The sequence below is a fragment of the Vibrio sp. qd031 genome (assembly GCF_002100145.1).
In the GTDB taxonomy this organism is placed as follows: domain Bacteria; phylum Pseudomonadota; class Gammaproteobacteria; order Enterobacterales; family Vibrionaceae; genus Vibrio.
Window position 1 is genome coordinate 170,010 of sequence record NZ_JXQD01000025.1, and the last position, 20,672, is coordinate 190,681.

The following is a 20,672-nucleotide window of genomic DNA, read 5'->3' on the forward strand; positions in this document are numbered from 1 at the left end:
TCTCTGGTCGAGGGGTCAAAATTGGGGTACTACAATACCATACGGACGATATCGATCTCGCCCAATTCTTTATACAGAATTTCTACTTGTTCAATGGACGTCGCGGTGATGCTAATCGACACTGAATGGTAGTTTCCTTTGGCACTAGGTTTCACTGTTGGGCTGTAATCGCCAGGGGCATGCTTTTGGATCACTTCTAGGACCAAATCAGGCAGCTCAGGCTTTGCATAGCCCATCACCTTATAGGTGAATTGACATGGAAACTCTAAAAGATCTTTCAATTTTGGTTGCTCTTGCATGGCAAACTCCAACGAATAATGACAAGGCGAATAGTACTTGGCTACTCAATAAAACTCAATAAACAACAAAGCCGCTATCAGAGCGGCTTTGTTTCGTTAATCTGGTGGGATAGATTATTTGAACCAACTCTTAAACAGCAAGATGATGTAATCCATAAGGCGGCTGAACAAGCTACCTTCATTGACATCTTCTAATGCAAGCAGTGGGTATTGCGCTACATCTTCACCATCCACTTGATAATAAAGCGTGCCCACTACGTCACCCTGAGAGATGGGGGCTTGTAGCTCTTTTTCAAGTACAAAGCTAGCTTTCAGGTTTTTAGCGACGCCACGTGGAAGAGTTACATAGGTATCTTCGTTCACACCCAGTGCGACAGTTTCTTGAGAACCCATCCAAATCTTTTCATCAATGAAGGTTTCGCCTTTTTTGTGCGGCGCTACAGTTTCAAAGAAGCGGAAGCCGTAGTTAAGCAATTTTTTGCTTTCTGCTTTACGAGCGTTAGCGCTATCTGTACCCATGACTACTGCAACAAGACGCATCTTACCTTCGGTAGCGGAACTTACTAAGCTGTAACCGGCTTGGCTAGTGTGACCGGTTTTAATGCCGTCCACATTCATGCTTTTATCCCATAACAGGCCATTACGGTTGTATTGGGTAATGTCGTTGTAAGTGAATTGCTTTTCTGCGTAAAGCGCATACTCTTCAGGCACATCACGAATTAGAGCTTGTCCTAACAGGCCCATGTCGTACGGTGTTGAATACAGGCGGTCATCATCCAAGCCGTGTACGTTTGCAAAATTGGTATTGCTCATGCCCAGTGAAGAAGCCCATGCATTCATCAAGTCAACAAAGGCATCTTCTGAGCCAGCAACATGTTCTGCCATGGCCACACACGCATCATTGCCCGACTGGATCACTATGCCACGGTTTAATTCGTCTACTGTGACCGTAGTGCCTACTTCAATAAACATTTTTGAAGAGTCAGGAAAGTTTTTTGCCCAAGCATTTTTACTGATCACGACTTTATCGTCAGAACTGATGTTACCGCGCTTGAGCTCTTGACCAATGACGTAACTGGTCATCATCTTGGTTAGGCTGGCTGGCGACAATTGCTCGTCTTTATTTTTCTCAGCGAGTATTGCGCCAGAATGGTAATCCATTAGCACAAAGCCTTTTGCCGAGACTTGAGGAGCATCAGGTACCACAATCGGAGCCGCTGTCGCGCAGGAAGCCACAACAGCCAGCGCACCTGCGATAGCCATTTTAAAATGTACGTTAGATAAGGTGATTTTCATTATGAGTGCAATCGTATCCGTGAATTCAAACAATCAGACGGTATCTTAGCAGAATTCACCGTTAAGGCTAGACTCGCTAAGTGTTTATAGAAACAACGAAATGTAAATATGTTAACGAATCCTCACTTTTCGAGGCGCTTTTTTGTGATGAAAGCATCAGAATAACCTTCACTTTTAACGCTCTTTAGTGTGGATTGAACAGTCTGATAGTCATTAAAAGGTCCCATAAAAATTTTTGTAAGACCATCATTTCGTTCTAGATATCCCGCCTGCTTGGTCAGATCGACCAATCTTGACAATACATCGTGCGCACGTTGATGGTTCGAACTTGCAGCGACTTGTATCGCATAGTGTTGTGTCGCTTTGGGAGAGGGTGCTTGCGTAGTAGTTATGTGCTCAATCTTTACATTGGCGGTTCCAGTCTTGATGACATCTAACTTGGTCGCAGCAGCGTAGCTTAAATCTATAATGCGCCCTTCATGAAAGGGACCACGATCATTAACACGGACGATAGCGGTTTTGTTATTGTCTAAGTTGGTGACTTTTACGTAACTTGGTATTGGTAGCGTTTTATGCGCCGCACTCATTGAATACATATCGTAGGTTTCGCCATTGGATGTTAAATGGCCGTGAAACTTACTGCCGTACCACGAGGCTTCACCTTGTTGGGTAAAATTGGTTGGATTATGAATAATCGCGTAACGTTGGCCACGCAAAGTGTAGTCCTTATTACCACCTAGGCTATATTTTTCGTACTTTGGTGTGGCGTCTTCAATGTGTGCGACATCCAGAGGTCGCTCGGGTGCTTTATCATCTTTTAAACTGTACCGCCCGCCGCTAGTTGAGCATCCGACTAACACTGCTAGGAGTGTACTTATGGTGAGCAGTCTGAACAGTTTCAATGGTTTAACTCCGTGCAAGGTTGAATGAACGTTAAGTTGTTTTGGACAGCATTTTTCGGTGTGTTTGAATAGACATTAAAATGCCGAATCCAGCCATTAGTGTCATCATCGAGGTTCCACCATAACTGATGAGGGGCAGGGGTACACCAACAACAGGTAAAATCCCACTCACCATACCAATGTTTACGAATATGTAGACAAAGAAGCTTAACACAATACTTCCTGCCATCATTCGACCAAACGCAGTTTGAGCTTGTGATGCCAGCAATAGGCCACGGCCAATGATGAATAAATACAACAGCAATAGCATGAGCACGCCGATAAGCCCCCATTCCTCTGCGATAACCGCAAAAATAAAGTCGGTGTGTCGCTCAGGTAAAAATTCGAGTTGAGATTGAGTGCCTTGTAGCCACCCTTTGCCCGATACGCCACCCGACCCAATCGCGATCTTGCTTTGTATAATGTGGTAGCCAGCGCCGAGAGGATCTGACTCTGGGTCAAATAAGGTGCGTACCCGAACTTTTTGATACTCTCGAATAAACCCCAAAAACCATAGCGCTGGGGCCAAAATTCCAACAAATAGCCCCGCAGAAAATATAATTCTCCAGCTTATGCCGGCCAAAAAGATAACAAATATCCCGGATGCAGCAATCAAAATAGACGTACCAAGATCGGGCTGTTTGGCAATGAGCAGGGTCGGGAAAAGTACCATTGTTAAAGAGATGGTTAGCGTTTTAAACGACGGAGGTAGTGATTGGCGACCAACATATCGCGCCACCATCAAAGGTACGGCAAGTTTCATCAGTTCTGAGGGTTGGAATCGAACAAAGCCTAAATTAAGCCAGCGCTGAGCGCCTTTAGAAGCCTCACCAAAAAAGAGAACCCCAAGTAACAAAATGATACCGGCAGCAAATAAGAACGGCGCACTAGCTTCATAGGTGCGAGGCGTGATTTGAGCGAGCACCACCATAACGCCTAGAGAGAGGAGCATGCGCATAAACTGACGTTCCATCATCGCCACATTCTGACCGCTCGCGCTGTACATCACCAGCATCGAGACTGCCATGAGTAGGATTAACCCAAGAACCAATGGCAGGTCTAGGTGAATTCGTTCGAACAGTGAACGGCTTTTACCTGTAGTAGGATCTAGCTTCATGAAGGGTTCTCGTCGGTTAACGTCGTTTTATCGATTATAATATGGTCGAAAATGCGGCGCGCTACAGGTGCCCCATTAGTGGAGCCACCACCAGCGTTTTCTAGCACGACGGTTACCACAACTTGAGGATCATCTAAAGGTGCAAAACCTGTAAATAAGGCGTGATCCCGTAAGTGCTCCGCTAACTCGTCAGCGTTGTACTCTTGGTCTTCGGCTAAGCCAAAGACTTGGGCGGTACCCGATTTACCCGCACTAAGGTAAGGCGTGTCAACAAAGGCACGCCGCGCGGTGCCTTTTTTTCCGTAGTTCACCAACTTCATCCCTTCAAAGGCAACGGCCCAATAGCGTTCATCAACTTCGCTGACCGGCGGGTAAGATTCAGGAACAATGTAGTCTTTTAAATGCTGGTTACTGACATTATCCATGGTGGCCATTAGGAGGTGGGGCGCGATGACTTCCCCTCGATTGACCAGCACAGAGGTTGCCTTCGCCAGCTGCATAGGTGTTGCGGTCCAATAACCTTGTCCAATACCTACAGGAATGGTGTCACCCTGGTACCAAGGGGTACGATGGCGTGCCATTTTCCACTCGCGAGTGGGCATGTTGGCTTTACTTTCCTCGTGAATATCAATGCCTGTATAGTCACCAAACCCAAACATCATCATCCATTGGGAAAGACGATCTATACCAAGATCATAAGCAATCTGATAGAAAAATGTGTCGACAGACTCTTCAATCGCCTTAACAATATCGACTTTTCCGTGTCCCCAACGAAGCCAATCACGGAACGGCTTAGTTTTAGAGTTAGGGATTTTCCAATAGCCTGGATCGTTGCGTGTTGTATTGGTGGTGATGACACCTTCCTGTAGCGCCGCAACAGCGATAAAGGGTTTGACGGTAGATGCGGGTGGGTAGATCCCTAGGGTAGAGCGATTGACTAGTGGGCGGTTTTTATCGTTGAGTAACGCGTTATAATCTTTACTAGAGATCCCATGAACAAATGAGTTTGGATCGTAGCTTGGGCTTGATACCATCGCCAACACGCCATTAGTGCTTGGGTCTAGCACAACCGCAGAGCCCCTGCGTTTATCTAGCAATCCATACACATACGTCTGCAGGTCTAAGTCTAGATTGAGGACTAAGTCTTTACCCGGAATAGGCGGCACATATTTTAACGTGCGGATCACTCGCCCGCGACTGTTCACTTCTACCTCTTGGTAGCCTGCTGTGCCGTGTAAGATGGTTTCATAATAGCGTTCGATACCTAGCTTACCAATGTCTCGAGTCGCTTGGTAATTGGTGTACTGTTCTTCTCGCACAAGTCGTTGCACGTCACGATCGTTTATTCGTGACACGTAACCAAGTACGTGGGTCAGCATTTTTCCGTGCGGGTAGTACCGCTTAAGGGCGGCGTTAATCTCAACGCCAGGAAACTTGTGCTGATTGACCGCAAAGATTGAACGCGTCTCTTCATCCAACTGACTGACGATAGGGATTGCGTTAAAGCGGCGAGAGCGTTTTCTGTCGCGGTGGAATCGCTCTATTTGTTCGTCAGTAATGGTAATGAGAGTACGCAGGTCTGCGATAGTCTGGTCAATATCGCTGATTTTTTCTGGGATTAACTCGAGGCTAAATACCGGCTTATTTTCTGCGAGTATCTTACCGTTTCTGTCGTAGATTAAACCGCGATTGGGTGCAATTGGGACGACTTTGATTCTATTGTCGTTAGAGCGAGTTTTATAATCTTGAAACTCACTGACTTGGATTGTATAAAGGTTAGCCACAAGCGCACCCATCATCACCACAATCCCCAAAAAGGCGACTATGGCTCGACGAGCAAACAGCTGAGACTCTTGTTTGTGGTCTCTTAAGTGGGTGCGCTGCTTCTTCATGTCACTCTATTCTCTGTGGTACGGGTGGTTAGCCGTCACGCTCCAAGCGCGATACAAGCTTTCGGCCATCACGATTCTTACTAGCGGGTGAGGCAGCGTCAACGCAGAAAGCGACCAACTTTGATCGGCAGCAGCTTTACACGCGGGTGCTAAGCCTTCTGGCCCACCAATCAAAATGGAGACGTCTCGGCCATCCAGTTTCCAGTGTTCTAACTGCTGAGCAAGTTGTGGGGTATCCCATTTTTTACCTGGGATATCCAGAGTGACAATCCTGTTGCCTTTTGGCACAGCCGCAAGCATGGCTTCCCCTTCTTTTTGCAGGATCCGTGCTATATCGGCATTTTTGCCCCGTTTGCCTGCCGTTATTTCGACGAGTTCTAACGGCATGTCGTGAGGAAATCGGCGTTTGTACTCCTGAAAACCTTCTTCGACCCATTTAGGCATTTTAGTGCCCACGGCAACCAGTTGAAGCTTCACGATTTAGCTCCACAATTTTTCAAGTTGATAAAGCTCTCGATGTTCTTGTTGTAGAATGTGCACCATCGCATCGCCCATATCGAGCACGACCCACTCACCTTCTATTTCGCCGTCCATACCAAGTGGCTCTAGGCCCTTCGATTTTGCTTCTTGAGCTATGTGCTCGGCAATCGACGAAACATGTCGTTTTGAGGTGCCAGTACAAATGATCATCGTATCGGTGATGCTAGATTTTCCGGTGACGTCTAGTGTGATGATGTTTTCGGCTTTCATATCGTCGGCTTTATCAGCCAAAAAGTCACAAAGTTGTTGTTGTAGCAAGGTGTTGTCCTAGTGTTGTCGTTGTGGCGTCATACCGAGTGCGCTCGGTACACAAGTTGCCAATGTAAAATGTTGCATAGCTAACCAGTGATTAGCCTCGTAATCGGTCTTTACCGATCGTTCCAGTTGCGCGAGTAACTGGATAAGCTTGGTTAAGTGTGTCTGAGACAATCTCGTTAGCGCGGCTTGGTATTGGGGCCGCTTGCTGGACCAAATTCTATGTTGGTCAAAAAGAGTGTTTACCGGAGTCGTACGCATTTGCTGAGACAACGAGGCTAATAATAGCAACTCTTTCTGCACCGTACGCAGCATAATCACCAGTTCGACACCTTCGGCTTTTAGCTCGGACAGTACTCGCAATGCACGATTGGATTTTCCTGCTAGCATCGCATCTGTCCAGTGGAACACCGTGAAGTGATTGTGACGGCTTAAAGACTCTTTGACACGGTTTAATGTTAACTGTTTATCTGGATAGATCAGCAGTAGCTTTTGTAAGCTCTGACTCAGTGCTAGTAAATTGCCTTCATGCCAGTGCGCGAGAAGTTGAACCGCCTCAGCGTCAGCTTGCAACCCAAGGGCATGGCAACGCTGACGGACAAACTGCGGTAAGCGACTGCTATCCGGTGTCATACAACTGATGCAGCAACCTTGTTTGGTTAAGGCTTTATACCACTTACTGCTTTCTACTTGTTTGTTTAGCTTTGATGCGGTTAACAACAGCAGCGTATCGGGTGTTAATTGTTCCACTAACGACACTAACTGCTTGGCGTTCGCAGCCCCTGGACCAGAGTCTGGAATGGTCAACTCAACTAAGTTTTTTGACGCGAAAAGACTCATCGCCGTACACGCGTTGTAGATGGCATTCCAATCGGCTTGATTATCGAGTACAAATGGCGCAGCGGCTTCAAAACCGTGCGATACCGCCATGGTTCGCAGCGTTTCACGTGACTCGTTGACCAACAGCGGCTCGTTTCCGGCGACCAAGTATATGGGATGCGTTTGACGCTGAAGGTGAGTGACAAGTTTGTCTGCAAAAATCTTCACAATACTGTTCTATGGATTCTAAGGCGTTGCAAGTGAGGGTTCGCTTTTATCATTGTTAAAATCGACCTCGACTTCTTTGTATGGGCTAGTGAACTCTTCGCTCTCTTTGAGGCGGGCTAGCTGGCGGATAATCTGCTGCGCAGCTTGTCCACGCATTTCATCTTCAATTTGATCGCGCTCGACCGACTTAGCCAAAACGGTCAGTGGGTTATCTAAAAAGCTGCGGGTCACTTTAGCACTAAACGATGTTGCCCCTTCATTGGGAATGGTGACTCGATAATTGGCCACATAGGTGAGTTCTTTTTCTGCGGCGCGGCTGTTTTGGTAAAGAGACAGTGTGCGCTCACTCACCGATTCACTCGCTAAGTGCAGATTGGGGGTACTTGCAGCCGGGGTCACAACCTCGATTCCATTTAAGCGCAGCTCGGTATTAATGCGTCGTACCAAAGGTGAATACTGGTCAAAACTGGTCACCGAGAGTGTACCGATGTTTTCAGGAACGAAATAGTCACCGCGGAAGTGGAAACCACACCCCGCTAAAATGCTAGAGATAAATAGAGCCGAGATGAGTTTAACACTCAATGATTTGTACATGGATACCACAGCGTATTGGTTAAGCCTATGTTTACTGCCATTACTCTTTGCAAAGCAGCAAACATAGACGCTCTCGTAAGAGCGAAATATAGACATTGCCGCTTTGCGGCAATGTCTATTAACAGGAACTAGTTAGCAACGATGTTCAGTAGCTTACCCGGTACGTAAATCACTTTACGAACCGTTTTCCCTTCGGTGAATTTCACCACATTTTCGTCGTTAAGACCAAGAGCCTCAACGTCGTCTTTCGATGCATCTGCAGCAACCGTAAGCTTCGCACGTAATTTGCCATTCACTTGAACAACAATCAGCTTTTCGTCTTCAACCAGCGCTTTCTCGTCATGTTTTGGCCATGCGGTGTTATCGATGTCTGTTTCACCCAGTGCTGTCCACATCTCAAAGCTGATGTGTGGAGTGATTGGGTAGAGCATCACAATGATGGCTTTAAGTGCTTCATCAAGGATAGCACGGTCTTGCGCTGTCTCTTGTGGCGCTTTGCCCAGTTTGTTCATCAATTCCATGATTGCAGCAATCGCGGTGTTAAAGGTTTGACGACGGTCGATGTCATCGGTCACTTTAGCAATGGTCTTGTGCACATCTCGGCGCAGTGCTTTTTGGTCAGAGGTAAGAGCCGCTGCATCAAGTGCAGGAGCGGCACCTTTTTCGGTGTGTTCTTTAACCAGTTTCCAAACACGTTTCAAGAAACGGTTTGCGCCTTCAACACCAGATTCTTGCCACTCAAGGGTCATGTCTGCAGGTGACGCAAACATCATAAACAGACGCACAGTATCGGCGCCGTATTTGTCGACCATTTCTTGAGGGTCAATACCGTTGTTTTTAGACTTAGACATTTTGATCATGCCTGAGTGTTCGACACTGCGACCTTGAGTATCGATGGCGCTGGTAATGCGGCCCTTGCCATCGCGATCAACGTTGACGTCAGTTGGGGCAATCCACTCTTTAGTGCCTTTGTCGTTGGTGTGGTAGAACGCATCTGCCAGTACCATACCTTGACACAGTAATTTCTTAAACGGCTCATCAGAGGTGACGTAGCCTGCATCACGCAGCAGTTTGTGGAAGAAACGTGAGTACAATAGGTGCATTACGGCGTGCTCAATGCCGCCAACGTATTGATCCACAGGTAGCCAGTAGTTGGCTTTTTCTGAATCAACAATTGCGTCAGCTTGTGGGCTACAGTAGCGTGCGTAGTACCAAGATGATTCCATAAAGGTATCGAAGGTGTCGGTTTCACGCAGTGCTGGTTCCCCGTTGAACGTGGTCTTCGCCCACTCTTTATCGGCTTTAATTGGGCTAGTAACCCCATCCATGACCACGTCTTCTGGCAAAATGACAGGAAGTTGATCAGCTGGAACTGGGTGTACTTCACCATCTTCAGTCGTGACCATCGGGATTGGAGAACCCCAGTAACGCTGACGTGAAACACCCCAATCGCGAAGACGGAAGTTTACGGTCTTCACGCCTTTTTCTTCAGCTTCAAGCTTTGCAGCGATGGCATCAAAGGCTGCTTGGAACTCAAGACCATCAAATTCGCCAGAATCAAACAGCACGCCTTTTTCTGTGTACGCCTCAGTCGAAACGTCCAGCTCAGAGCCATCGATAGGCTTGATTACCGGTACAATGTCTAGGTTGTATTTAGTCGCAAATTCATAATCACGCTGATCGTGTGCGGGTACCGCCATTACTGCGCCTGTACCGTAGTCCATCAACACGAAGTTTGCGACAAATACGGGCACTTCACGACCGTTCAATGGGTGGATCGCGGTAAGGCCAGTCGCCATACCTTTCTTCTCCATTGTGGCCATGTCAGCTTCTGCAACTTTGTTGTTCTTACATTCTTCGATAAAGTTTGCAAGCTCGGCATTGTTTTGAGCAGCAGCAGCAGCCAGAGGGTGACCTGCCGCAATACCGACGTATGTTACGCCCATGAGCGTGTCTGGACGTGTGGTGTACACCTCAAGATCGTTGTGGCCCTTAACTTCAAACTTAAGCTCAACACCTTCCGAGCGGCCAATCCAGTTGCGCTGCATGGTTTTAACCATTTCTGGCCAACCATCTAGGTTGTCGAGGTCATCAAGTAGCTCTTGCGCGTATTCGGTGATCTTAATAAACCACTGAGGAATTTCTTTTTGTTCAACAGGGGTGTCACAGCGCCAGCAGCAGCCATCTTCAACTTGCTCGTTCGCCAGTACCGTTTGGTCATTAGGACACCAGTTAACAGAAGCCGTTTTCTTATAGACCAAGCCTTTTTCGTAAAGCTTGGTGAAAAACTCTTGTTCCCAGCGGTAGTATTCTGGCGTACAAGTGGCAAATTCACGATCCCAGTCGTAACCAAAGCCCAGCAATTTTAGCTGGTTCTTCATGTATTCGATGTTTTCGTACGTCCAAGGCGCAGGAGCGGTTTTGTTTTTAACCGCCGCGTTTTCTGCTGGAAGTCCGAATGCATCCCATCCAATAGGTTGCATGACGTTTTTGCCTTGCAAGCGCTGGAAACGAGACACAACGTCACCTATGGTGTAATTACGTACGTGACCCATATGCAGTCGACCACTTGGGTAAGGGAACATCGACAGGCAGTAGAATTTTTCTTTATTTGGGTCTTCACTTACAACAAAGGTCTTATTGTTGTCCCAAAGCTCTTGAACTTTTTGTTCAATCTGTTGCGGGTTGTATTGCTCTTGCATTAATGCTGTCCGTTTTTTGGAATCTGTGAGATCGGTAAAACCAGATCATTATTGATCAGCATAGAATACCTAAAGGAACCACTGGCAACAATAGTCAAAGTGACGATTGGGAGGTTTGTATGCCAAAACGTAAAACTGGTTATGAAGAAATGCTCACTAGAGTGGTCGATTCGCTCAAACACAGCCCAGAAGAACTGTCCAATGCGCTCGATAAGTCAGCCGAAGTGGTTCAAGCCGCCAACGAGATGACAAAAGATGAGATGGCGTTGATTTCTGCCTATGTAAAATCGGATCTTAAAGCCTTTGCCAACGATTATGAGTCGAGCAAAAGCAGCCCTTTTTATCTAACCATCACCAATTCCATCTGGCAAGGCTTGCTCGAGATCACCGATAGGACAAAAGTAGAGTGGGTGGAGTTGTTCCAAGACTTAGAGCATCAAGGCGTGTATCAAGCAGGGGAGATCATCGGTCTTGGCGTTTTGGTGTGTGAAAAATGCGGTCATCGTACCGAGTATAATCATGCCACCGAAATTACACCGTGTTTGCAATGTGACCACCGCTCGTTTACTCGGCAGTCACTCAAGCCTTAATTATGGTTACCCTTATTCACGTATAGCTAAGCTATCAAGGGTGGAAGCTCACCTATTGTCTTCCAATGGACTATTTGGCTCACTTTATTCATAAGTGAGCCAAATTTTTCACATCAAAAATGTGTCTAGTCTTTGGATTGTCTTAGGCTAAGAACGCTGATCATAAATAGAAGTAAAACCAATATCTTTAGCGGCAGGACACCAAAATTTAAGAAAGGAGTCACTCCTTGGGTGGGCGTTATCTCCGCGCGTAGCACCGCGGTGGTAAATTGCGGGATCTCTGCGACTATGTCCCCTTTATGGTCAGTGACCATGGTGACACCATTGTTGGTGGCTCGTATTACTGGTTTACCCAGTTCTAGTGCTCTCATTCGAGCAATTTCCATGTGCTGCCAGGGACCAGCAGAGGTGCCAAACCAAGCATCGTTTGATAGTGTGAGGATATAGTCACTGTCTTGCGTAATATTGTCGCGAACCAATTGGTTAAAAATGATTTCGTAACAGAGCGCGGTGACTAAATGATGATCGCCTGCGACTAAGTTAGGTTGAATTCGTTCGCCACGAGCAAACGACGACATCGGCAAGTTAAAAAACGGTGCCAGAGGACGCAGCAAAGACTCTAAAGGGACGAACTCACCAAATGGCAACAGATGATATTTATGATAGCGCTGCTGCGTTGCGTAGTCGTAAGCGTCGTGATTGGTTTTGCCTAACGTGATCACACTGTTGTAGTAGTCCCCCTGTTCAGCGGTGACGACCCCAGTGATGACGGCGCTGTTATTAAGTTTTGCTGCTTCATCGAGAGAGGTGAGAAAAGATCGAACTTCGCGCTCAAACGCAGGGATGGCGGCTTCTGGCCAGACAATAATGTCTGCGTCCCAATTTTCACGGGTTAAGTCCATAAATTTGAGCAGGGTAGGCCAGCGCTCGGCGGGCAGCCATTTTTTCTCTTGTGCAATATTACCTTGAACCAGTGCCACCGAAGTCACTTGATCGTGATCTGGTGTCACCCAATCCGTTTTGCCCGCTGTGACAGACAATAACCCAATAGCAATAGTGGGAATCGCCCACTGCCATCGTTTATTCGTCACTGCAATGTAGAGACCTAGCGAGCTGGCAACGACAGAAAGCGTCACTAAGTCGACTCCACCAATTGGGGCGAAATTGGCGTAGGGTGAGTCAATCTGGCTATAGCCTAATAAGAGCCACGGAAAGCCCGTTAACATCCAGCCTCTAAGCCAATCAATACTAAGCCAAGCCGCAATAAGGAACGCAAAGCTATGTGCGCTGTTCAGTTTCGGTGAGTAGCGTCGATTAACGTAGCCGAATAAGGCGGGAAACAATGATAGATAGCTGACCAGCACGAGCATTAAAAAAAGGCTAGCAAGCTTTGGCATCCCGCCAAAGGTATCGATGGATACGTGCACCCAGCTAATGCCAAAACCAAATAACCCTAGTCCGTAGCTAAAGCCACTCATAAGACCCTGCTTGGCAGTTTGCCTGTGCTGAATAAGCAATAAGGCGAGTACGGAGGCAAATGCAATTGGCCAATAGGAGTAGGGTGCAAAGGCGAGAGGGGTTACAGCGCCCACAAAAAAGGCCGCAAGCGGCCTGATGAGGCGATGAATAAATACAGAATTCATCATATTTTAAACGTTACTCTGGTTGCTGTGCTTCGACCACTTGCTCTGGGACGGTCACTTGCAGTTGGATGATTCGACGATTATCTGCGGAGGTCACTTTAAACGACAGTTCGTCAATTTCAACGATTTCACCGCGGCTAGGAAGGTGACCAAATCGAGTCATGACCAATCCCCCGATAGTGTCGACTTCATCATCGTCAAGATCGGTACCAAAGGTGTCATTGAACTCACTGATAGGCGTAAGCGCTTTTACCGCGAAGGTATGCTTACTGAGTTTGCGAATGTCTTGCTCTTCTTCGTCATCGAACTCATCTTCGATTTCGCCAACAATTTCTTCAAGAATGTCTTCGATGGTCACAAGACCCGATACACCCCCAAATTCATCGACAACGATCGCCATATGGTAGCGCTCTTCTCGGAACTCTTTTAGCAGTTTATCGACACGCTTACTCTCTGGCACTACAACCGCTTGACGAAGCACTTGCTCAATATCGAACGGCGCACTGTCTGAGCCTAAGTACCCAAGTAGGTCCTTAGCCAGCAATAGACCTTCAACATGATCTTTGTCTTCATTAATGACTGGGTAACGGGAGTGTTGTGCATCAGTGATGATGCTAATCAGCTCGTCTAAGTTATGAGTGCGTTCCACCGTGACCATTTGCGAGCGAGGCAACATAATGTCTCTCACGCGTTGATCAGCGATTTCCATCACCCCTTCGAGCATGTCGCGGGTGTCGTGGTCGATGAGGTCATTGACCTCAGAATCTCGGATCACATCGACCAGTTCTTGTTTATCCTTAGGGTCGCCGTTAAACAGCTGTGCTAAGCGTTCAAAGAAGGACTTCCGACTGGGACCTTCTGATTTTTCCTTCGTTCCTTCCGGAGACGTCGAATTGTCGTCGTTCATTGTTTCTCTTAAGTTAGCGCTACCGAAGTGGGATAGCTCACTGTAATCGCAGACGCGTGAGCGATTACGATTTTTCGCTTAGATAAGGGTCTTCAAACCCCATTCTTTGCAATATTTGAGTCTCAAGCGATTCCATTTCGATCGCTTCTTCATCGTCAATATGATCATAACCTAGCAGATGTAGGGCACCATGCACAACCATATGTGCCCAATGTGCTGCTAAGGTCTTATCTTGGTCTTTCGCTTCTTGCTCGACAACCTGTTTGCAAATGATTAAATCGCCCAACAAATTGATCTCGACACCTGGTGGTGCCTCAAAAGGAAAAGAGAGCACATTGGTGGGTTTGTCTTTGCCTCGATAATCGAAATTAAGCCGGTGACTCTCTTGCTCATCGACTAGGCGTACCGTGAGGTCAAACTCGTCATCGAGTTTTTCTGTTGCGGTATTTAGCCATAGCGACACTTGCTCTTCGCTAGGAAGGTTTTGCGACTCTTCGCACGCTATTTGAAAGTCTAGATTAATGCTCATTAGGTGTTCACCAGCCTATTAAAGGTTACTTATTTGAGATAGCTTGCGCTTGTGAAAGTGCCGCGTCGGCGACTAATTTAGCTTCTCTGGCCTCGCGCTCTTCACGACGTTTTTTATCCATCGCTTTTTTCTCGAGAGCGTCTTTGGCTTCCCAGTTCTCGTACGCATTGACGATACGAGCAACCACAGGGTGTCTCACTACATCGTCTGACTGGAAGAAGTTAAAGCTGATGTCATCGACGTCAGAAAGCACTTCAATCGCATGACGCAATCCAGAGCGCGCTCCACGAGGTAAGTCAATTTGGGTTACATCACCTGTGATCACTGCGCGAGAATTAAAGCCGATACGCGTTAGGAACATTTTCATCTGTTCTACAGTGGTGTTTTGGCTTTCGTCCAAAATGATGAACGCATCATTAAGGGTACGCCCGCGCATGTAAGCAAGTGGCGCGACTTCAATGACGTTACGCTCGATGAGTTTTTCCACTTTCTCAAAGCCGAGCATTTCAAACAACGCATCGTACAAAGGGCGCAAGTAAGGATCGACTTTTTGGCTTAAATCACCAGGCAGAAAACCCAGCTTCTCACCCGCTTCAACAGCAGGTCGGGTCAGCAGAATACGGCGAATCTCTTGGCGCTCTAGGGCATCTACAGCCGCAGCAACCGCTAAATACGTCTTACCTGTACCCGCAGGACCAATACCGAAGCTGATGTCATGGGTAACCATATTCATCAAGTACTGGCCTTGATTTGGCGTGCGAGGCTTAATGATGCCTTTTTTGGTCTTAATAAAGACTTCTTTGCCGACGGTAAACTCAGCTTCCTCGGTTTGCTCTAGCACACCTGACTCTTTCACCGCCAAGTGAATTTGCTCAGGCTCAATATCGATTTGCTTGCCTTTTACCGGAGCGGTTTCGATGTAGAGGTGCTTAATGATATCCAGACCCGCAGCAGCAGTATGAGGTTTACCTACTATGGTGAAGAAATTTCCGCGGTAGTTGATTTCAACGCCTAGACGGCGCTCTAGATGTTTGATGTTGTCATCAAAGGGGCCACAAAGGCTGGACAGACGTTGGTTGTCTGCAGGTTCTAGATTAATTTCTAGAGTGACAATTTTATTGCTCAATTCACATCCCTTAAACTTAAAGAGCCCGATTGTGACCGGGCTCGTGTTTGTCTTTTTAGTGCGGTATCTACTTCCAGTTTAGATCTGTTCAAACTGAAGATCTAGCGGAAGATCTATGGCGTAAACGTGGCCACACCCAATTCATCTTCGCGACGGGTTTTTTCCATCATCTGTTTTGGCGAGGTGATAGAACGTAACCCTAGCTCTGCTTCAGTGCGCAGCAGTTCTGCACGTAGAGAGTTTGCGAACACGTCGGTAATTTTAACATCGACATATTGCCCAATTAAGTCAGCGGAGCCTTCAAAGTTCACCACACGGTTGTTTTCAGTACGACCGCGCAGTTCCATCAGATTCTTCTTAGACGGGCCTTCTACTAATATGCGTTGCTCAGTATCGAGCATTAAACGCGAGTAGCGCATGGCTTGGCTGTTGACCTGCTGCTGAAGCTCGTACAAGCGCTCTTTCTTCTCTTGCTCACTCAAATCACACGGGTAGTCTGCCGCTGGCGTGCCTGGACGAGGTGAGAAAATGAAGCTAAAGCTCATATCAAAGTCGACATCACGAATAAGCTTCATGGTGTCTTGGAAATCTTTGTCGGTTTCACCTGGGAAGCCAACAATGAAATCAGAGCTGATCTGAATGTCTGGGCGCGCTTTACGCAACTTTCGAATAATAGACTTGTATTCGATGGCAGTGTGCGGCCTTTTCATCATGGTAAGAATGCGATCTGAACCACTTTGTACTGGTAAGTGCAGGAAGCTCACAAGCTCTGGGGTATCTTCGTAGACGGCAACGATGTCGTCTGTGAACTCAAGTGGGTGGCTGGTGGTAAAGCGCAAACGGTCAATACCGTCGATAGACGCCACTAAGCGCAATAGCTCCGCAAAGCTGCAGATATCACCGTCGTGAGTAGGACCACGGTATGCATTTACGTTTTGGCCAAGTAGGTTAACTTCACGTACCCCTTGCTCCGCCAGTTGTGCCACTTCAAACAATACATCGTCCATTGGGCGGCTAACTTCTTCACCACGGGTGTAGGGAACTACGCAATAAGTACAGTATTTTGAACAGCCTTCCATAATAGAAACGAATGCTGTTGCCCCTTCCGCGCGTGGCTCAGGTAAGCTATCGAATTTTTCGATTTCTGGAAAAGAGATGTCCATGACAGGTGCATCATCATTTTGTGAACGCTTGATCATCTCTGGTAGGCGATGCAGCGTTTGTGGGCCAAAAATAACATCGACATAAGGTGCTCGTTGACGAATGTGATCGCCTTCTTGAGTCGCAACACAGCCACCGACTCCGATAACGAGATCTGGCTTTTTGTCTTTGAGCGTTTTCCAACGACCCAATTGGTGGAAGACTTTCTCCTGCGCTTTTTCGCGGATGGAGCAAGTATTGAGCAGCAGAACATCAGCCTCTTCTGGGACTTCGGTTAATTCGTAACCGTTAGCAGCATTTAATAAATCGGCCATCTTAGATGAATCGTATTCGTTCATCTGGCAGCCCCAGGTTTTAATCAGAAGTTTTTTACTCATGTCTGTTCGCTCGATCGTTAGTTTAAATAAGGGAGCAAAGCCCATTGTTATTTGGTTGCCGTTGTAGGAAATCTCACCACACACGGCAGGGCGCGTATTGTACTGGTTTCCACGCACTGTGACCAGAGCTAAAGCGCAGGGTGAATTTCTAAGTTTTAGCAGCAATCAATTTCACTTTTAAGTACAATCATTTGAGTACAGTTCTCAGCGTTATGGACAGCATGAAGCAATTTGATTTTACGATTATTGGCGGCGGAATGGTGGGCAGTGCAACTGCCATTGGATTAGCGAAACAGGGATGGAAGGTCGCGGTAATCGAGGCTCAGCTACCCCAACCATTTTGCCCAGAGCAACCCGTCGACTTGCGGGTCTCAGCTATTTCGGCGGGCTCGGTCGAGTTGCTTAGCGAACTGGGAGCTTGGGAAGGTATCTTAGATAGGCGCTGTTGCCCCTATAAGCGCCTTGCAACATGGGAAAGTGATGGCTGCCAAATCGAGTTTAGTGCCGAGCAGTTAGCGTTAGAGTCGCTAGGTTATATGGTTGAGAATCGAGTGGTGCAATTGGCGCTGCTGGAGCAGTTTGAGCATTACCCTGAGATCGAGCTATTTTCCGGTGAGTATTTAGACCGTCTTACCCCGCAAAACACTGAGGGTGACGGCGCAGCAACCCTGGTTGCGCTGTCTAATGGAACCACGCTGAGTACTAAGACCGTCATTGGCGCAGATGGCGCTAATTCGAAGGTGAGGCAGTTGTCCAACATTGGCATTACCGCATGGGATTATCGCCAGCATTGTATGCTTATTCATGTTGAAACGCAGCTGCCGCAACAAGACATTACGTGGCAATGGTTTACCCCATCGGGGCCACGCTCGCTACTACCACTTAACGGTCAACAAGCATCGCTGGTATGGTACGACGCGCCCGCGACGATCCGCGCTTTAAGCAAGATGAGCAATAGTCAACTTGCAGAGGAAATTCATCGAGCGTTTCCGGCCAAATTAGGGCAAGTTAACGTCCTTAACCAAGGCAGTTTTCCCCTAACTCGGCGTCATGCCAATCACTATTATGTTGGTCATACCGTACTTGTCGGTGATGCCGCTCATACCATCAATCCACTAGCTGGCCAAGGAGTCAACTTGGGCTTTAAAGATGTCATGGGGCTGGTGGAGAGTGTGGCAAAGCAAGGGAACAACACCCATGCCTTTAAGCGTTATCATCGAATCAGATATCCCGATAACTTATTGATGCAAACCTCAATGGATCTTTTCTATAAAGGATTTAGCAATGATTTGGCCGGACTAAAGTTTGCGCGTAATGCGGCGTTAAAGCTGGCGGATCGTAGCGGTGTATTGAAAGAGAAAGCCCTAAAATACGCTTTAGGGCTCTAGGAGCGTGCAGCACGGCGTCATTTTTCGTTTACATAGAATGACTATGCAGCTCTCCTTATTCCTTGTCCTGAGCGCTCCTAGAGTGAACGAAGTTTGGCCACGAAAGGTCAACACACCCTAGTATGTGGGTGCGATTAAAACAGCACACACACGGGTGAGCCTAAGCTTAGTGTGTGAGGGGTATTGCTGAGCATTCCACTGTTTTGGTCAATGTTTAATACAGACAGAGTGTGGCTGTGTTGGTTGCCGACAACCATCCACTGGCCACAGGGTGATGTCGAAAAGTCTCTTGGAAATTCTCCACCACAATCAATGATTTGCAGGGGGGATAGCTCTCCACTATCAGAGACTCTAAAACTCACGATCTTATTTTGAGCACGGGCACTGGTATAGAGCGTACGGCCATCAGTTGAGAGCTTTATTGCCGCTGCAGCTTCTTGGGTTGGCTCGTTCTCTAGAAGCGCAAGCTCATTATGCAGCACCCATTGATGTTGGTCATTCTTTCTAAAGTGGCACACCGATTCCGATAGTTCACACAGCACATAGAGCTGATCTTCTGTTTCGTTAAGTACCACATGCCGAGGGCCGCGACCTGCAGGCAATGTAATAACGCTCGATAGTGTTGCCTCACTCATACATCCAGGCTGTGGCGTTAAGTCGAACAGCAGCACTTCGTCGCACCCTAAGTCGACCGCGATTAGTTGGTTAGAATGAGTTAGAAACTGAACTTGGTGTAAATGCGCACTTTCTTGGCGGTGTAGGATTGGGCCACTTCCCGAGCGGGTGATAGTAAGAGACTGTGAAAGATCGTCACTATCAAGGAGGGTAATATTGCCACCCATATAGTGCGCCACGGCAATGCATTGATGTTTCTCGCTGTAAACGATATGGCAAGGAGCATCGCCTGTAATCTCGGTTGTAGACAGCACTTTTTTAGCTTTCGGGTCAACAATATTCAGGTACGGTACCTGGGGCGTGCAGTGTTCTGTGACGACGGCTAGGTGAGCGTTTGCGCTACACAAATAGGAGGGCTGTTTGCAAGAGATGGCTGAGCGATCAAGTGTCTTTTTGTCAAAGGACAACGTACCACTGATACTGTCGAGATTGACTTGAGTGAGTCCTGGATTGTACGAAGGCTGGCTTGAATCATTGTCTGAGTAACTGCCAATCCACATTGAGTGTTGCATAGTGCGTCCTGCTGGCCTGAGTTTATGGGGTGAATCATCTCAAATTGAGTAGCAGGTGCAAGCGCTATTGGTTGAATACTTGATTGAACACTAATTATACCAACCAAAGCAATTAACTGGTCATTCTTGCTTGTTAAAATCGCTAATAGCGGCGTTAAAGATTTTGTAGGTAGAACAACTATCTACGGTAATCTTTGCCTTGCTCTTAGCGGTTTTTCCAGCGCAATTTTCTGACCAGTCAATTACTTCGATTGGTATTAGGGCGATAATTACAACAGGGAGTGTAACGGGATGTAATACTACCCATAGCCATTCACTGACAATGGCGTTAAAGAGTTTGTAGGTAGAACCATTTTCTGTGGCAATTTTTACCACTGCAACGCCACAGCAATTTTCTGACCAGTTCATTACTTCGATTGGTATAACCAGCTACAGTATGCACAAATAAAAAGGGCTCGCTAAATAGCGAGCCCTTAAAGGATGGTGCGGAAGGAGAGACTTGAACTCTCACACCTTGCGGCGCCAGAACCTAAATCTGGTGCGTCTACCAATTCCGCCACTTCCGCACAAATCTGTAGTCTTCGCTGACAATTGGTACTCAACGAGACGTTGTTTTCTTTTTCTCTCTTTAAATTAAAAAGAAAGAATGGTGGCTACGACGGGATTCGAACCTGTGACCCCATCATTATGAGTGATGTGCTCTAACCAGCTGAGCTACGTAGCCACACTCGGCATCGCTGCCTTAATAATGGTGCGGAAGGAGAGACTTGAACTCTCACACCTTGCGGCGCCAGAACCTAAATCTGGTGCGTCTACCAATTCCGCCACTTCCGCACAAATTTGTAGTTAAAAGAGTAATTGGAGAACTCTAATAACGTTGTCTGCTTGTTAGAACAAGCACCACTTAAATAGTGTCAGGGCTAACTAGAGCCGAACCAGGGACTATAGATGGGGCATCAAAACCACACTGTCTACAATCCACTACTAAATAGTGGCAGGGCTACCTGGATTCGAACCAGGGAATGGCGGCATCAAAAGCCGCTGCCTTACCGCTTGGCGATAGCCCTACAGCGATTCTTAC

The 20,672-nt window shown here is 47.2% G+C and carries 19 protein-coding genes and 4 tRNA genes; 2 read left to right on the forward strand and 21 right to left on the reverse strand.

Going from position 1 to position 20,672, the window contains the following annotated elements; all coding sequences use genetic code 11:
• Positions 1-29: 29 nt before the first annotated feature.
• The 10 genes from ybeD to leuS form a co-directional block, all read right to left on the reverse strand.
• Positions 30-299 carry a DUF493 family protein YbeD gene (gene ybeD / locus ST37_RS12715; RefSeq protein ID WP_084886959.1) on the reverse strand — a complete coding sequence of 90 codons (270 nt, stop codon included), beginning with the start codon at positions 297-299 and terminating at the stop codon, positions 30-32.
• Between the two features lie 114 nt (positions 300-413).
• Positions 414-1,562 (reverse strand): serine hydrolase, encoded by a 1,149-nt coding sequence (locus ST37_RS12720; protein WP_242426322.1) that lies wholly within the window; start codon positions 1,560-1,562, stop codon positions 414-416.
• A 155-nt stretch (positions 1,563-1,717) separates the two neighbouring features.
• The gene (locus tag ST37_RS12725; protein ID WP_084886963.1) at positions 1,718-2,497 is read right to left on the reverse strand and encodes a septal ring lytic transglycosylase RlpA family protein; all 780 of its coding nucleotides are present in this window, start codon (positions 2,495-2,497) and stop codon (positions 1,718-1,720) included.
• A gap of 31 nt (positions 2,498-2,528) precedes the next feature.
• On the reverse strand, positions 2,529-3,653 hold the full coding sequence (gene rodA, locus ST37_RS12730; RefSeq protein ID WP_084886965.1) for a rod shape-determining protein RodA: 1,125 nt from the start codon (positions 3,651-3,653) through the stop codon (positions 2,529-2,531).
• A complete protein-coding gene (gene mrdA, locus ST37_RS12735; protein ID WP_084886967.1) occupies positions 3,650-5,545 on the reverse strand; it encodes a penicillin-binding protein 2 in 1,896 nt (631 codons plus the stop codon). Before mrdA ends, rodA begins: the two co-directional genes overlap by 4 nt.
• Before the next feature lie 6 nt (positions 5,546-5,551).
• On the reverse strand, positions 5,552-6,022 hold the full coding sequence (gene rlmH / locus ST37_RS12740; protein WP_084886969.1) for a 23S rRNA (pseudouridine(1915)-N(3))-methyltransferase RlmH: 471 nt from the start codon (positions 6,020-6,022) through the stop codon (positions 5,552-5,554).
• 3 nt (positions 6,023-6,025) lie between these two features.
• Positions 6,026-6,343 (reverse strand): ribosome silencing factor, encoded by a 318-nt coding sequence (rsfS, locus tag ST37_RS12745; RefSeq protein WP_084886971.1) that lies wholly within the window; start codon positions 6,341-6,343, stop codon positions 6,026-6,028.
• Between the two features lie 9 nt (positions 6,344-6,352).
• The gene (gene holA, locus ST37_RS12750) at positions 6,353-7,387 is read right to left on the reverse strand and encodes a DNA polymerase III subunit delta (RefSeq protein ID WP_084886973.1); all 1,035 of its coding nucleotides are present in this window, start codon (positions 7,385-7,387) and stop codon (positions 6,353-6,355) included.
• An 18-nt stretch (positions 7,388-7,405) separates the two neighbouring features.
• Entirely contained in the window at positions 7,406-7,981 is a 576-nt protein-coding gene (lptE, locus tag ST37_RS12755; protein WP_084886975.1) for an LPS assembly lipoprotein LptE, read from the reverse strand.
• A 128-nt stretch (positions 7,982-8,109) separates the two neighbouring features.
• On the reverse strand, positions 8,110-10,683 hold the full coding sequence (leuS, locus tag ST37_RS12760; RefSeq protein WP_084886977.1) for a leucine--tRNA ligase: 2,574 nt from the start codon (positions 10,681-10,683) through the stop codon (positions 8,110-8,112).
• Positions 10,684-10,802: 119 nt separating this feature from the next.
• Between leuS and ST37_RS12765 the strand changes: the two genes are divergently transcribed.
• Entirely contained in the window at positions 10,803-11,273 is a 471-nt protein-coding gene (locus ST37_RS12765; protein ID WP_084886979.1) for a zinc ribbon-containing protein, read from the forward strand.
• 125 nt (positions 11,274-11,398) lie between these two features.
• Here the strand turns inward: ST37_RS12765 and lnt are convergent, their stop codons facing one another.
• From lnt to miaB, 5 genes are all read right to left on the reverse strand, one after another.
• The gene (gene lnt / locus ST37_RS12770; protein WP_172401014.1) at positions 11,399-12,916 is read right to left on the reverse strand and encodes an apolipoprotein N-acyltransferase; all 1,518 of its coding nucleotides are present in this window, start codon (positions 12,914-12,916) and stop codon (positions 11,399-11,401) included.
• A gap of 13 nt (positions 12,917-12,929) precedes the next feature.
• Positions 12,930-13,823, reverse strand: coding sequence for a CNNM family magnesium/cobalt transport protein CorC (corC, locus tag ST37_RS12775; RefSeq protein WP_084886983.1), 894 nt, complete (start codon positions 13,821-13,823; stop codon positions 12,930-12,932).
• Between the two features lie 64 nt (positions 13,824-13,887).
• Entirely contained in the window at positions 13,888-14,352 is a 465-nt protein-coding gene (gene ybeY, locus ST37_RS12780) for an rRNA maturation RNase YbeY (RefSeq protein ID WP_084886985.1), read from the reverse strand.
• Positions 14,353-14,377: 25 nt separating this feature from the next.
• Positions 14,378-15,478, reverse strand: a complete 1,101-nt coding sequence (locus ST37_RS12785) for a PhoH family protein (protein ID WP_084886986.1) — start codon at positions 15,476-15,478, stop codon at positions 14,378-14,380.
• 113 nt (positions 15,479-15,591) lie between these two features.
• Complete coding sequence (miaB, locus tag ST37_RS12790) at positions 15,592-17,016, reverse strand: tRNA (N6-isopentenyl adenosine(37)-C2)-methylthiotransferase MiaB (RefSeq protein ID WP_084888122.1); 1,425 nt, start codon at positions 17,014-17,016, stop codon at positions 15,592-15,594.
• 221 nt (positions 17,017-17,237) lie between these two features.
• Between miaB and ST37_RS12795 the strand changes: the two genes are divergently transcribed.
• Entirely contained in the window at positions 17,238-18,404 is a 1,167-nt protein-coding gene (locus ST37_RS12795) for an FAD-dependent oxidoreductase (protein WP_084886988.1), read from the forward strand.
• A 134-nt stretch (positions 18,405-18,538) separates the two neighbouring features.
• Here ST37_RS12795 and ST37_RS12800 read toward each other — a convergent pair whose 3' ends face one another.
• The 6 genes from ST37_RS12800 to ST37_RS12825 all read right to left on the reverse strand — a co-directional run bounded on the left by ST37_RS12800 (position 18,539) and on the right by ST37_RS12825 (position 20,658).
• Positions 18,539-19,591 carry a beta-propeller fold lactonase family protein gene (locus tag ST37_RS12800; protein ID WP_084886990.1) on the reverse strand — a complete coding sequence of 351 codons (1,053 nt, stop codon included), beginning with the start codon at positions 19,589-19,591 and terminating at the stop codon, positions 18,539-18,541.
• 120 nt (positions 19,592-19,711) lie between these two features.
• Positions 19,712-19,999, reverse strand: coding sequence for a hypothetical protein (locus ST37_RS12805; RefSeq protein ID WP_084886993.1), 288 nt, complete (start codon positions 19,997-19,999; stop codon positions 19,712-19,714).
• A gap of 73 nt (positions 20,000-20,072) precedes the next feature.
• A tRNA-Leu gene (locus ST37_RS12810) sits at positions 20,073-20,157 on the reverse strand.
• Positions 20,158-20,238: 81 nt separating this feature from the next.
• Positions 20,239-20,315 (reverse strand) — tRNA-Met (locus tag ST37_RS12815).
• 25 nt (positions 20,316-20,340) lie between these two features.
• Positions 20,341-20,425: transfer RNA gene (locus tag ST37_RS12820), tRNA-Leu, on the reverse strand.
• Positions 20,426-20,583: 158 nt separating this feature from the next.
• Positions 20,584-20,658 (reverse strand) — tRNA-Gln (locus ST37_RS12825).
• Between the last annotated feature and the right edge of the window lie 14 nt (positions 20,659-20,672).

What these genes read in the sequence shown, in the direction of transcription:
- ybeD (WP_084886959.1), bottom strand. Translation starts at nt 299, where the DNA reads ATGCAAGAGCAACCAAAATTGAAAGATCTTTTAGAGTTTCCATGTCAA.
- ST37_RS12720 (WP_242426322.1), bottom strand. Translation starts at nt 1,562, where the DNA reads ATGGCTATCGCAGGTGCGCTGGCTGTTGTGGCTTCCTGCGCGACAGCG.
- rodA (WP_084886965.1), bottom strand. Translation starts at nt 3,653, where the DNA reads ATGAAGCTAGATCCTACTACAGGTAAAAGCCGTTCACTGTTCGAACGA.
- mrdA (WP_084886967.1), bottom strand. Translation starts at nt 5,545, where the DNA reads ATGAAGAAGCAGCGCACCCACTTAAGAGACCACAAACAAGAGTCTCAG.
- lptE (WP_084886975.1), bottom strand. Translation starts at nt 7,981, where the DNA reads ATGTACAAATCATTGAGTGTTAAACTCATCTCGGCTCTATTTATCTCT.
- leuS (WP_084886977.1), bottom strand. Translation starts at nt 10,683, where the DNA reads ATGCAAGAGCAATACAACCCGCAACAGATTGAACAAAAAGTTCAAGAG.
- ST37_RS12765 (WP_084886979.1), top strand. Translation starts at nt 10,803, where the DNA reads ATGCCAAAACGTAAAACTGGTTATGAAGAAATGCTCACTAGAGTGGTC.
- lnt (WP_172401014.1), bottom strand. Translation starts at nt 12,916, where the DNA reads ATGAATTCTGTATTTATTCATCGCCTCATCAGGCCGCTTGCGGCCTTT.
- corC (WP_084886983.1), bottom strand. Translation starts at nt 13,823, where the DNA reads ATGAACGACGACAATTCGACGTCTCCGGAAGGAACGAAGGAAAAATCA.
- ybeY (WP_084886985.1), bottom strand. Translation starts at nt 14,352, where the DNA reads ATGAGCATTAATCTAGACTTTCAAATAGCGTGCGAAGAGTCGCAAAAC.
- miaB (WP_084888122.1), bottom strand. Translation starts at nt 17,016, where the DNA reads ATGAGTAAAAAACTTCTGATTAAAACCTGGGGCTGCCAGATGAACGAA.
- ST37_RS12795 (WP_084886988.1), top strand. Translation starts at nt 17,238, where the DNA reads ATGAAGCAATTTGATTTTACGATTATTGGCGGCGGAATGGTGGGCAGT.
- ST37_RS12800 (WP_084886990.1), bottom strand. Translation starts at nt 19,591, where the DNA reads ATGCAACACTCAATGTGGATTGGCAGTTACTCAGACAATGATTCAAGC.
- ST37_RS12805 (WP_084886993.1), bottom strand. Translation starts at nt 19,999, where the DNA reads ATGAACTGGTCAGAAAATTGCTGTGGCGTTGCAGTGGTAAAAATTGCC.